Raw genomic sequence first — 12,981 nt, 5'->3', positions numbered from 1 at the left:
AATGAATATAGAAGCTCATAGAAATAATTTAGAAAGCATATGTAAAGAGAGTGAAGCTCCCTTTTTTTATTATGATTTAGACATGTTAGAAGCTCATGCTAAAGAGTTACAGAAACTACCAGTAAAGTTATGGTATGCACTAAAAGCAAATCCATTATCTAGAATAATTAAAGTCTTCGATGAGCAAAAAATTAGATTTGATGTTGCTAGTATTGGTGAGTTAGATCAAGTTCTAGCTCAAGGGGTAAATCCTAAAAATATTTTACATACTGGCCCTGCTAAATCATATTCTCAATTAGAATATTTTCTAGCTCAAGGCGTTAGAATTTTTGTAATCGAGAGCATAAATCAATTTAAAGATTTATCCGACCTTGTAGAAAAAAATAATATAAATGTTGAAGTTCTTTTAAGGGTTCAGCTTATGTGGAATGATCAAGAAAGTAATGTTCTTGGAGGAGGTAGGTGTGTAACTCCTTTTGGATTATCTATAAATGATTGGAAAGACTTTTTTAATAGTACTCCAAGTATTTCTAATAATATGTCTATAATTGGGATGCATTGTTTTCAATGGGGAAATATTCTTTGCTTAGATAAACTATCTCAGATATGGAAGACAATAACAAAAGCTTTACTGGGTTTAAGTGAAGCTATTAATGTTTCTTTAAAAGTTATAGATTTAGGAGGTGGTATAGGTGTTCCTTACAATGCTAGTCAAAAATCGGTATCAATAAATGATTTAATATCTTGTTTTGAAGAGCTTAAAAAAGAGTTTCCTAACATAGAGTATTGGTTGGAGCTTGGTAGATATGCGGTAGCTGAAAGTGGAGTTTATTTAACTAAAGTTGTCGATAGAAAATCAGTAAATAATATTAATTTACTAGTAACTGATGGTGGTGCTCACCATTTAGTCAGACCAGCATTAACTGGAGAGAGTTTTCCAATAGAGTTACTTAGAGAAGAATCTGGTAGCGAGACTAATGACTTTCAGATCCATGGACCTTTATGTACAAGCTTGGATAAGGCTGGCATTGCAAGCTTACCAAAAGATATAAGGCTAAATGATTATTTAATATTTAAGCAAACTGGAGCATATGGTTTTACTGAAAGTATGCCTTTCTTCTTATGTCATAATTTACCAGCGGAGATAATTTTTTATAAAGGGCAGCTTCATACAGTTAGACAAAGTAAGAAAGCCTCAAGTTGGTTGGTATGAAAACAAGGGTCAAAAAATGTTAAAAATTAGTAACAAGATAAATAGTATTGTAACATCAGCTACAGTTGTAATGTCTGAATTAGCAGAGGAGTTAAAGCGGCAGGGAAAAGATGTAATATCCCTTTCTATCGGAGAGCCAGGATTTTTCTCACCTGATTGTGTCAAAGAAGCTGCTAAAAAGGCTATAGATAATAATATTACTAAATATCCTCCAATAGATGGAATCCCTGAATTAAAAGATGCCATAATCAAAAGATATAAACGAGATTATGGTTTAAGTTTTAATAAATATCAGATTTGTGTGACAAGTGGCACTAAGCAAAGTATACATAATATTTTTACATGTATTTTTGATGATGGAGATGAGGCTATATATTTCGCGCCGTATTGGGTGTGTTATCCAGAACAATTAAAATTAGCTGGAGCAAAATCAGTTATAGTAAAGACTCATGCCGAAAACAATTTCCAATTAGATATTAAAGAAATTGAAAAAGCTATAACGTCTAAAACAAAAGCTATTATTCTCAATTCACCTAATAATCCTACAGGTGTTTTATATACAAAACAAACACTAGCCTCTTTTACAGAGATGATTAGAAAGTATCCAGATATATGGATTATTTCAGATGAAATATATGATCAGACTTTATTTGATGATACAGCTATTTCTTTATTACAGATTGCTCCTGATTTATCAAATAGATTTATTGTAGCAAGTGGTATGTCTAAAGGTTATGCTATGGCTGGTTGGAGAGTCGGTTATATTATAGCTCCAGAAACCTTAAAGAATGCTATAACAAAACTACAATCGCAAACTACTGGAGGTGCTTGTTCAATATCTCAGATGGCTTCTATAGCAGCTTTAGCTTTAGATAATAAATATTTAGAGAGATATACATCTATTTATAAAGAAAGGGTAATGTATGTTTATGACTATTTAAAAAATGTAGAGGGGATTGAAATAGTGAGACCTTCTGGAACTTTTTATCTTTTTCCAAAAATAGAGAAGTTGCTACAAAAAACTTCATTTAAAAATGATATAGAGTTTTGCTTGGCTTTATTAAGAGATCAGGCTTTAGCTATAACTCCTGGAAGCTACTTTGGTTTGGAAAATTATATAAGAATAAGCTGCGCAGATGATTTAAATATTTTAGTAGATGCAATGACAAGATTTAGTTTATTTATTGAAAAGAATTAATTAAATAATTTTTTGTATTTTTTTAGAAGGGTAATAGTTGTTTTATTTTTGTAGAACTATCTAAATAACTAATAAAAGGATAGAAAATCTTATATAAAAGCTCATTTTCAGTATTGATTTTGTAGATGATTATGTAGAAAGTTAAGGAAGATAGAAAAAGTTTTAAAAAAGTTGCAAAAAGTTTAATTTTTTTTAAAAAAGTACTTGCGTTGTTGATGAGTGATGTGTATTATATGTCTTCACCGGCTGACGAGTGATGTTAGCGGTTTGAAGCTAAGGTTTCTAAGGTATTTAAGAGATATATTATATACAAACACTTTGTTAAAGAATTTGAGTAATCAGTAGTTAGAGTCAGAATTTGAGAATTAAACTGAAGAGTTTGATCCTGGCTCAGATTGAACGCTGGTGGCATGCTTAACACATGCAAGTCGAACGGTAACAGGTCTTCGGATGCTGACGAGTGGCGGACGGGTGAGTAACGCGTAGGAATCTGCCCATTTGAGGGGGATACCAGTTGGAAACGACTGTTAATACCGCATAATATCTGTGGATTAAAGGTGGCTTTCGGGCTGTCGCAGATGGATGAGCCTGCGTTGGATTAGCTAGTTGGTGGGGTAAGGGCCCACCAAGGCTACGATCCATAGCTGATTTGAGAGGATGATCAGCCACATTGGGACTGAGACACGGCCCAAACTCCTACGGGAGGCAGCAGTGGGGAATATTGGACAATGGGGGCAACCCTGATCCAGCAATGCCATGTGTGTGAAGAAGGCCTTAGGGTTGTAAAGCACTTTAGTTGGGGAGGAAAGCCTTAAGGTTAATAGCCTTGAGGAAGGACGTTACCCAAAGAATAAGCACCGGCTAACTCCGTGCCAGCAGCCGCGGTAATACGGGGGGTGCAAGCGTTAATCGGAATTACTGGGCGTAAAGGGTCTGTAGGTGGTTTGTTAAGTCAGATGTGAAAGCCCAGGGCTCAACCTTGGAACTGCATTTGATACTGGCAAACTAGAGTACGGTAGAGGAATGGGGAATTTCTGGTGTAGCGGTGAAATGCGTAGAGATCAGAAGGAACACCAATGGCGAAGGCAACATTCTGGACCGATACTGACACTGAGGGACGAAAGCGTGGGGATCAAACAGGATTAGATACCCTGGTAGTCCACGCTGTAAACGATGAGTACTAGCTGTTGGAGTCGGTGTAAAGGCTCTAGTGGCGCAGCTAACGCGATAAGTACTCCGCCTGGGGACTACGGCCGCAAGGCTAAAACTCAAAGGAATTGACGGGGACCCGCACAAGCGGTGGAGCATGTGGTTTAATTCGATGCAACGCGAAGAACCTTACCTGGTCTTGACATCCTGCGAACTTTCTAGAGATAGATTGGTGCCTTCGGGAACGCAGTGACAGGTGCTGCACGGCTGTCGTCAGCTCGTGTTGTGAAATGTTGGGTTAAGTCCCGCAACGAGCGCAACCCCTATTGATAGTTACCATCATTAAGTTGGGTACTCTATTGAGACTGCCGCTGACAAGGCGGAGGAAGGTGGGGACGACGTCAAGTCATCATGGCCCTTACGACCAGGGCTACACACGTGCTACAATGGGTATTACAGAGGGCTGCGAAGGTGCGAGCTGGAGCGAAACTCAAAAAGGTACTCTTAGTCCGGATTGCAGTCTGCAACTCGACTGCATGAAGTCGGAATCGCTAGTAATCGCAGGTCAGAATACTGCGGTGAATACGTTCCCGGGTCTTGTACACACCGCCCGTCACACCATGGGAGTGGGTTGCTCCAGAAGTAGATAGCTTAACGAATGGGCGTTTACCACGGAGTGATTCATGACTGGGGTGAAGTCGTAACAAGGTAGCCGTAGGGGAACCTGCGGCTGGATCACCTCCTTAACGGAAATACGAAAGAATAAGAAATAAGCTTTAACTGCTGTTCAAGTGATTTAGCATAGTGTTTGTAGGTAATGTATTTTAGTGTGAATAGAATACGGGTCTGTAGCTCAGTTGGTTAGAGCGCACCCCTGATAAGGGTGAGGTCGGTAGTTCAAGTCTACTCAGACCCACCATTTTAGGTTTAGTTGGGGCCATAGCTCAGCTGGGAGAGCACCTGCTTTGCACGCAGGGGGTCAGCGGTTCGATCCCGCTTGGCTCCACCAATATTTTATTTACATGAAGATAGAGATATTTAACAATTTAGTATAGAAATAGACTTAAGAAAATAAGTGCAAGCGGTGGATGCCTTGGCATTCAGAGGCGATGAAGGACGTGATAATCTGCGATAAGCTTCGGTTAGCTGGTAAATGAGCTATGACCCGGAGATTTCCGAATGGGGGAACCCACCTGACACAAGTTAGGTACTCACTCGATATAGAGTGTAGAGCGAACGAGGGGAACTGAAACATCTAAGTACCCTTAGGAAGAGAAATCAATTGAGATTCCCGTAGTAGTGGCGAGCGAAGTGGGAAGAGCCTGGTATGATATAGTCTTAATTATAGTAGAACAAGTTGGGAAGCTTGACGATAGAGGGTGATAGTCCCGTATACGAAATAATCAAGATGGAACTAAGCATACGAACAAGTAGGACGGGGCACGTGGAACCTTGTCTGAACATGGGGGACCATCCTCCAAGGCTAAATACTCCTGAATGACCGATAGTGAACTAGTACCGTGAGGGAAAGGTGAAAAGAACCCTTATAAAGGGAGTGAAATAGAATCTGAAACCGCTTGCATACAAGCAGTAGGAGCATGATTTAGTCATGTGACTGCGTACCTTTTGTATAATGGGTCAGCGAGTTACTTTTAGTGGCGAGGATAACTGAATAAGGGATCCGTAGCGAAAGCGAGTTTTAATAGGGCGACTAGTCGCTAGGAGTAGACCCGAAACCGGCGCGATCTATCCATGGCCAGGTTGAAGATTAGGTAGTACTAATTGGAGGACCGAACCCAATACTGTTGCAAAAGTATGGGATGAGCTGTGGATCGGAGTGAAAGGCTAATCAAGCACGGAGATAGCTGGTTCTCCCCGAAAACTATTTAGGTAGTGCCTCGTGTATAACTCATTGGGGTAAAGCACTGTTTCGACAATGGGGGTTTTACGACCTTACTGACTCGATGCAAACTCAGAATACGATGAAGTTCGATCACGGGAGACACACTGCGGGTGCTAAGGTCCGCAGTGGAAAGGGAAACAGCCCAGACCGCCAACTAAGGTCCCAAAGTCATAGCTAAGTGGGAAACGAAGTGGGAAGGCCCAGACAGCCAGGAGGTTGGCTTAGAAGCAGCCACCCTTTAAAGAAAGCGTAATAGCTCACTGGTCGAGTCGGCCTGCACGTAAGATTTAACGGGGCTAAGCTATGCACCGAAGTTGCGGAATATATTTAGTATATTGGTAGGGGAGCGTTCTGTAAGCCGATGAAGGTGAATTGAGAAGTTTGCTGGAGGTATCAGAAGTGCGAATGCTGACATGAGTAACGTAAAATAAGTGAGATTCTTATTGGCCGAAAACCCAAGGATTCCTACGCAATGTTAATCAACGTAGGGTAAGCCGGCCCCTAAGGCGTAGCTGAAGAGTGAAGTCGATGGGAAACAGGTTAATATTCCTGTGCCGCTTATATGAACGAAGGAGGGACGGAGAAGGTTAGGTAGGCCTGGCGAATGGTTGTCCAGGTGAAAGTATGTAGGTAGAGGTGCTAGGCAAATCCGGCATCTTGTTAATCTGAGATACGAGACGAAGTCAAACTTGTTTGACGAAGCTATTGATACCATGCTTCCAGGAAAAGCTTCTAAGTATATTGTATAAGCGACCGTACTGTAAACCGACACTGGTGGGTAGGTAGAGAATACTAAGGCTATGAGATAACTCTGGTGAAGGAACTAGGCAAAATGACACCGTAACTTTGGAAGAAGGTGTGCCCTTGATGGTGATGAGACTTGCTCTTTGAGCTGTTGGGGGTTGCAAATACCAGGTGGCTGCGACTGTTTATCAAAAACACAGCACTCTGCGAAATCGTAAGATGAAGTATAGGGTGTGACGCCTGCCCGGTGCTGGAAGGTTAATTGAAGGGGTTAGCGCAAGCGAAGCTCTGGATCGAAGCCCCAGTAAACGGCGGCCGTAACTATAACGGTCCTAAGGTAGCGAAATTCCTTGTCGGGTAAGTTCCGACCTGCACGAATGGCGTAACGATGGCCACACTGTCTCCACCAGAGGCTCAGTGAAATTGAAATCGCTGTGAAGATGCAGTGTACCCGCGGTTAGACGGAAAGACCCCGTGAACCTTTACTACAGCTTTGCACTGGACTTTGAATATTTATGTGTAGGATAGGTGGGAGACTATGAAGCAGCTACGCCAGTAGTTGTGGAGTCGACCTTGAAATACCACCCTTGAATATTTGAAGTTCTAACTCAGGAGAGATTCGAGGACAGTGTATGGTGGGTAGTTTGACTGGGGCGGTCTCCTCCTAAAGAGTAACGGAGGAGTACGAAGGTGCACTCGGTACGGTCGGAAATCGTGCCAAGAGTATAAAGGCAAAGTGCGCTTGACTGCGAGAGTGACGGCTCGAGCAGGTACGAAAGTAGGTCTTAGTGATCCGGTGGTCCCGAATGGAAGGGCCATCGCTCAACGGATAAAAGGTACTCCGGGGATAATAGGCTGATTCCTCCCAAGAGTTCATATCGACGGAGGAGTTTGGCACCTCGATGTCGGCTCATCACATCCTGGGGCTGAAGCAGGTCCCAAGGGTATGGCTGTTCGCCATTTAAAGTGGTACGCGAGCTGGGTTCAGAACGTCGTGAGACAGTTCGGTCCCTATCTGCCGTGGGCGTTAGAGATTTGAGAAGAGTTGCTCCTAGTACGAGAGGACCGGAGTGAACGAACCACTGGTGTTCCGGTTGTTTCGCCAGAAGCATTGCCGGGTAGCTACGTTCGGACGGGATAAACGCTGAAAGCATCTAAGCGTGAAGCCTCCTTCAAGATTAGATCTCTCTGATGAAAATCAGTAAGGAACGTTGGAGACTACGACGTTGATAGGCTGGGTGTGGAAGTACAGCAATGTATGAAGCTTACCAGTACTAATGATCCGAGAGACTTAAGTCTATTTCTATGCTGAATTGTTAAATATCTTTATAACCCCAAAACACAGTTTTGGCGATGATAGCTTGTAGGAACCACCTGATCCCATTCCGAACTCAGAAGTGAAACTACAAAACGCCGATGATAGTCTGGCATTGCCCAGGTGAAAGTAGGTAGTCGCCATCTTTTTCAATTCAAAGTCTTACATAATAAGCACGAATCAATTAGCCTTAAATTAACATAGGGCTTTTTTGTCGTTAAAATATTTTAATATCACAAAAAAGATATACAAGATGTACTACATTATGACAAAGGTAATGCTGTAGAAAATATAGTTAAACTTGTATTTGAGACAATAATGAATACCGAAAGAAGCCAATAAAGCCAATGGTTGCTACAAAGACTAGCTCAAGGAATTAACAAATACTGGAAGCTTAAGATTCCACAAGAAGCAGCTTCTGGCTGGTTTGAGGTTTTAGAAGATAAAGTCTCGAGGACTAGAAAAATATTAACACTAATTGAGTGTGAAAGAGTTATAGATATACAAGATGTACTACATTATGACAAAGGTAATGCTGTAGAAAATATAGTTAAACTTGTATTTGAGACAATAATGAATACCGAAAGAAGCCAATAAAGCCAATGGTTGCTACAAAGACTAGCTCAAGGAATTAACAAATACTGGAAGCTTAAGATTCCACAAGAAGCAGCTTCTGGCTGGTTTGAGGTTTTAGAAGATAAAGTCTCGAGGACTAGAAAAATATTAACACTAATTGAGTGTGAAAGAGTTATGGATTTGATTAGTGAAAATATTCAAAAGTATAAGGATAGTAAATAAGCTATATAATAATTTTAAAAATTTTGTTCCCTATTGACTAAAAACTAGGTTATAGTTCCTCTTTTTATAGAAATTTTATATTTTTACTTTGATTTTATAATAGAATCTTTATATCTTTAATATTTATAATCTATAGCTATTTTAAGAGTAGTATAAAAATAACAAAAGAGGTTGATATGATTATTCTTTCAGCATTAGTAATGTTAGGTCTGGCTGTATATATGACTGCTACACTTATATTCCCAGATAAATTTTAACTTATAGGAGTAAGTTATGATTTCTAAATTTGTTTTATTTGCACTATTTATAGTGACAATTACTTTAATAACTAAACCCTTAGGTAGCTATATATTCAGGGTTTTTAATAATGAAAGAACTTACCTAGATTGGTTAGCAAAGCCTTTTCAAAGAGTATATTTATTAGTACTAGGCGAGAGTTCAAGAAAAGAGCAAACGGCAAAAGCTTATTTCTTTAGTTTAGTAAGTTTTTCAGTTATGGCTTTTGTGTTTGTTTTTGTGATATTACTGTTACAAGGCATATTACATTTAAATCCTCAAGAAATTAAAGGAATGAGTTTTTCTCAAGCATTTAATACAGCAGTTAGTTTTATTACTAATACAAACTGGCAGAGTTATAGTGGTGAGACTAGTGTAAGCTATTTTACACAAATGCTTGCTCTTGCAGTACAGAACTTTGTTTCAGCAGCTGTTGGCTTAAGTGTTGCAATTGCATTAATAAGAGCTGTAGCAAGGCATGAGGCAACTACAATTGGTAATTTTTGGAATGATCTTGGTAAGGGAATATTTTGGATTTTATTACCAATATCTATAGTGATTGCTATAGTATATATTTTCCAAGGTGTCCCACAAAATGTAATGGCGTATCTACATGTACATACATTAGCAGGTAGTGAGCAAATAATCCCTCAAGGACCAATAGCTTCACAAGAAGCTATAAAGTCGCTAGGTACTAATGGTGGAGGTTTCTTTAATGCTAACTCTGCGCATCCATATGAAAATCCAACTGTCATAACCAATTATATCCAAATGGTTTCAATCTTTGCTATAGCAGCTGCGCTTACATATACATTTGGTAAGTGGGTTGGTAATACTAAGCAAGGGTGGTTAATATTTGGTGTAATGTTTGTATTATTTATAATCTCTTTAGTAGTTATGACTATATCTGAATTGCATGGACTAGACTTTTTACATAGCAAAGATATTCAAGATATCTATGGTCAAGTTGGTCACTTATCAAATATGGAAGGAAAAGAAAGCCGTTTTGGTGTGTTTTACTCTACTTTATATAATACTGTTTCAACTTCTGCATCAGATGGTGGTGTTAATAGTGTACTTGATAGTTATTCACCATTAGCTGGAATGATGGCAATGCTTAATATGGCGATAGGCGAAGTTATATTTGGTGGTGTTGGAGCTGGTTTTTATGGTTTCTTTATGTTCTTGATGTTGGCGGTATTTATTGGATCATTAATGATAGGTAGAGCTCCTAGCTTTTTAGGTAAGCGTATAGAAGCTAATGATATGAAGTGGACGATGTTTGCTTTATTGATATCTCCATGCTGTGTACTAGTATTTACTGGTTTAGCTGCAGTTGTTCCGAGTGTTCATCAAGCGTTGACTAATAGTGGTGCGCATGGTTTCTCAGAGATATTATATGCATACATTTCAGGAGCTAATAATAACGGTAGCGCATTTGCTGGACTATCAGCAAATACAAACTATCTTAATATAACAATTGCCTTGAGTATGCTAATCGGTAGATTTGGGATTATTTTTGCTGTGATAATGTTAGCTGGATCGCTAGTCAAGAAGAAGCGTAGCTTACAAATGAGTGAAATTAGCTCTCTAGATACAACTAGTTTTATTTTTGCAATATTAGTATTTTTTACAATATTATTAATTGGTGGTTTGACAATATTCCCAGCTTTAGGTTTAGGGCCAATATTAGATCAATTAAATCTAAATTTCTTATAGGTGAAAATTATGAGTACAAGAAAATCTCCTAATTTATTGTCAAAAGAGCTTGTAGTTCCTGCTATAAAGAAATCTTTTACAAAATGTGATCCTCGTCAGATGATCAAAAATCCTGTAATGTTTTGTGTTGAAGTAGTTACTATTCTGTGTACATTATATTTGGTCTCAGAAATAATCCAAGATCAAAAGATTGGTTTCACATTACAGGTTGTTATATGGTTGTGGTTTACAATTTTATTTGCAAACTTTGCTGAAGGTATCGCTGAAGGAAGGGGTAAGGCTCAAGCAGATACCCTTAAAGCTGCTAAATCTAAACTTTTTGCCTTAAGAATAGAAGAAGATGGCAGTGTCACAAAAGTTGATGCTGAGAGCCTTAAAATAGGTGATACAGTTATTGTTGAGGCAAATACTTTGATACCTTGTGATGGTGATGTCATAGAGGGTATGGCAACGATTGATGAATCTGCAATTACAGGCGAATCTGAACCAGTAGTCAAAGAGGCTGGCTCTGATAACTCTGCTGTAACTACTGGTACAAAAGTTCTTTCAGATAGTATCAAAGTAAGAGTTACATCCAATCCAGGTGAGAGTTTCCTTGATAAGATGATTGATTTAGTTGAGGGAGCAAAGCGTCTTAAATCGCCAAACGAGATTGCGTTAACGATTTTGTTATCAGGACTAACTCTAATCTTTATATTTGCTATATGCTCATTATATGGCATGGCAATGTATAGCAATACGGTATTATCAGCGGTAGTCTTAATAGCTCTATTTGTAACACTTATTCCAACCACAATAGCCGGCTTACTTTCAGCTATTGGTATATCTGGTATGGATAGGCTTTTAAAGTTTAATGTAGTTGCACTATCTGGAAGAGCTGTCGAATCTTCTGGTAATATTGATTTATTACTTTTAGATAAAACAGGAACAATAACGTTAGGTAATCGTTTTGCGACTGATTTTATTCCACTAGGAGCAACATCTCCTGAAGAATTAGCATATGCCGCTTGGTTAAGCTCCTTGGTTGATGAGACTCCAGAGGGTAAATCTATAGTTAAGTTAGCAGAGCAGCGTTTTAACTTTAATTCAAAAGATGTAGATATTTCTCAAGCTGAGATTATACCATTCTCAGCATATACAAGAATGAGTGGTATTGATTATCAAGGCCTAGAGGTAAGAAAAGGTGCGATATCATCGATAGAAAACTATCTAAAAGATAAGCTTGATAGTGGCTTAGTAAATATGTTTAGAAAAGTTACTGAGCAAATATCTGAACAAGGAGGTACTCCTCTAGCAGTTGCTCAAAAAGATAAATTACTAGGTGTGATTCATCTTAAAGATATTATAAAACCACGAATAAAAGAGCGTTTTGAAGAGTTGCGTAAGATGGGCGTACAAACTGTTATGATAACAGGGGATAACCCATTAACTGCGGCTGCGATAGCTGCTGAAGCAGGTGTTGATGATTTTGTTGCCCAAGCGTCTCCTCAAGATAAGCTAGATTTTATAATCAAAGCACAAAAAGAGGGTAAAACAGTAGCGATGTGTGGTGATGGTACGAATGATGCTCCAGCTCTTGCCCAAGCTGATGTTGGTATTGCTATGGCAACAGGTACATCCGCAGCTAGAGAAGCAGGTAATATGGTTGATCTAGACTCGGATCCAAAGAAGATTATAGAAATAGTAAAAATTGGTAAGCAAATCCTAGTAACCAGAGGAGCATTGACAACATTTAGTATAACTAATGATATTGCAAAATATTTTGTGGTTATCCCTGCATTATTTGTAAATGCTTTTCCAAGCCTTGGTGCGCTTAATTTTATGGGACTGCATTCATCAACAAGTGCGATACTTTCAGCAGTTATATTTAATGCATTGATCATCATATTTTTGATACCAATGGCTCTAGTTGGTGTAAAAAATGTAGTAGCATCATCGCAGACTTTATTGCGTAGAAATTTACTCTACTACGGTGTTGGCGGTGCTATAGTACCTTTTATATGTATTAAGGTTATAGATATGCTTATTACAGCTATGCACTTGGTTTAGGTGAGGAGGTTACACCATGAAAAATCTACTTAAATCTTTTATCGCAATGCTTTTCTTTACAGTATTGCTTGGTTTGATATATCCATTTTTTATAATGGCACTAGGCTATACTTTTGCAAATAATCAAGCTAGAGGGTCACAGACTTATTATGATGGTAAGTTAGTAGGATCTGAGTTAATTGGGCAGAATATGCCAGCTAATTTATTCCAAACTAGACCTTCGGCATCAGCATATAATCCGCTAGCTACAGGTGGTACTAATTATGCAGTTAATAATCAGAAGCAATTGCAAGATGTTCAACAAAGAGTAAAAGTCTTGCAAACAAAATATGGTAATAATCCTATTCCCGCAGATTTAGTTTTTGCATCAGCTAGTGGTGTTGATCCTGATATAACTCTACAGTCAGCGCTATATCAAGCAGCATATGTGGCAAAGCAAAATAACCTTTCTCTTGAGCAGGTAACTAAGCTTATACAAGCTAATACAAGAAGACATGTATTCAATGTTGATACTGTTAATGTTTTAAATTTGAATATCGATGTTATGAAGCTTATCAACAAAAATAAATAATTAGCAACTATTAAATGATAAGTAACTTGATATTCACTTTTCTGTT

At 38.7% G+C, this 12,981-nt stretch carries 7 protein-coding genes, 2 tRNA genes and 3 rRNA genes; all 12 read left to right on the top strand.

The features are described from left to right. Window position 1 precedes the first annotated feature (1 nt). The 12 genes from FSC454_RS09065 (at window position 2) to FSC454_RS09010 (ending at window position 12,935) form a co-directional block, all read left to right on the top strand. Window positions 2-1,213 carry a PLP-dependent decarboxylase gene (locus FSC454_RS09065; protein WP_066046601.1) on the top strand — a complete coding sequence of 404 codons (1,212 nt, stop codon included), beginning with the start codon at window positions 2-4 and terminating at the stop codon, window positions 1,211-1,213. 16 nt (window positions 1,214-1,229) lie between these two features. Beyond that, window positions 1,230-2,411, top strand: coding sequence for a pyridoxal phosphate-dependent aminotransferase (locus tag FSC454_RS09060; protein WP_071794832.1), 1,182 nt, complete (start codon window positions 1,230-1,232; stop codon window positions 2,409-2,411). Window positions 2,412-2,778: 367 nt separating this feature from the next. Beyond that, window positions 2,779-4,306 (top strand): 16S ribosomal RNA (locus FSC454_RS09055). A gap of 96 nt (window positions 4,307-4,402) precedes the next feature. Then, window positions 4,403-4,479, top strand: a tRNA-Ile gene (locus FSC454_RS09050). A 14-nt stretch (window positions 4,480-4,493) separates the two neighbouring features. After that, window positions 4,494-4,569: transfer RNA gene (locus FSC454_RS09045), tRNA-Ala, on the top strand. A 52-nt stretch (window positions 4,570-4,621) separates the two neighbouring features. Beyond that, a 23S ribosomal RNA gene (locus FSC454_RS09040) occupies window positions 4,622-7,506 on the top strand. A gap of 47 nt (window positions 7,507-7,553) precedes the next feature. Further along, window positions 7,554-7,668 (top strand): 5S ribosomal RNA (rrf, locus tag FSC454_RS09035). The 16S, 23S and 5S rRNA genes sit together here with 2 tRNA genes alongside, the layout of an rRNA operon. Before the next feature lie 205 nt (window positions 7,669-7,873). Beyond that, window positions 7,874-8,119, top strand: a complete 246-nt coding sequence (locus FSC454_RS09030; RefSeq protein ID WP_066044945.1) for a hypothetical protein — start codon at window positions 7,874-7,876, stop codon at window positions 8,117-8,119. Window positions 8,120-8,128: 9 nt separating this feature from the next. Beyond that, window positions 8,129-8,320: a hypothetical protein gene (locus tag FSC454_RS09025; protein ID WP_066044943.1), complete on the top strand. Its 192-nt coding sequence runs from the start codon at window positions 8,129-8,131 to the stop codon at window positions 8,318-8,320. A gap of 273 nt (window positions 8,321-8,593) precedes the next feature. Then, complete coding sequence (gene kdpA, locus FSC454_RS09020; protein ID WP_066044941.1) at window positions 8,594-10,315, top strand: potassium-transporting ATPase subunit KdpA; 1,722 nt, start codon at window positions 8,594-8,596, stop codon at window positions 10,313-10,315. Between the two features lie 9 nt (window positions 10,316-10,324). Then, window positions 10,325-12,364, top strand: a complete 2,040-nt coding sequence (gene kdpB / locus FSC454_RS09015; RefSeq protein ID WP_014549063.1) for a potassium-transporting ATPase subunit KdpB — start codon at window positions 10,325-10,327, stop codon at window positions 12,362-12,364. Window positions 12,365-12,380: 16 nt separating this feature from the next. Then, window positions 12,381-12,935 (top strand): potassium-transporting ATPase subunit C, encoded by a 555-nt coding sequence (locus FSC454_RS09010; protein WP_066044940.1) that lies wholly within the window; start codon window positions 12,381-12,383, stop codon window positions 12,933-12,935. The last annotated feature ends 46 nt before the right edge of the window (window positions 12,936-12,981 follow it).

Source organism: Francisella hispaniensis FSC454, from assembly GCF_001885235.1.
In the GTDB taxonomy this organism is placed as follows: Bacteria; Pseudomonadota; Gammaproteobacteria; order Francisellales; family Francisellaceae; genus Francisella; species Francisella hispaniensis.
The sequence above is the reverse complement of the archived record's forward strand: the minus strand, read 5'-3'. Positions and strand labels throughout refer to the sequence as shown.

Coding starts and splice junctions, on each gene's coding strand:
- FSC454_RS09010 (WP_066044940.1), top strand. CDS start 12,381: ATGAAAAATCTACTTAAATCTTTTATCGCAATGCTTTTCTTTACAGTA.
- FSC454_RS09065 (WP_066046601.1), top strand. CDS start 2: ATGAATATAGAAGCTCATAGAAATAATTTAGAAAGCATATGTAAAGAG.
- kdpB (WP_014549063.1), top strand. CDS start 10,325: ATGAGTACAAGAAAATCTCCTAATTTATTGTCAAAAGAGCTTGTAGTT.
- kdpA (WP_066044941.1), top strand. CDS start 8,594: ATGATTTCTAAATTTGTTTTATTTGCACTATTTATAGTGACAATTACT.
- FSC454_RS09060 (WP_071794832.1), top strand. CDS start 1,230: ATGTTAAAAATTAGTAACAAGATAAATAGTATTGTAACATCAGCTACA.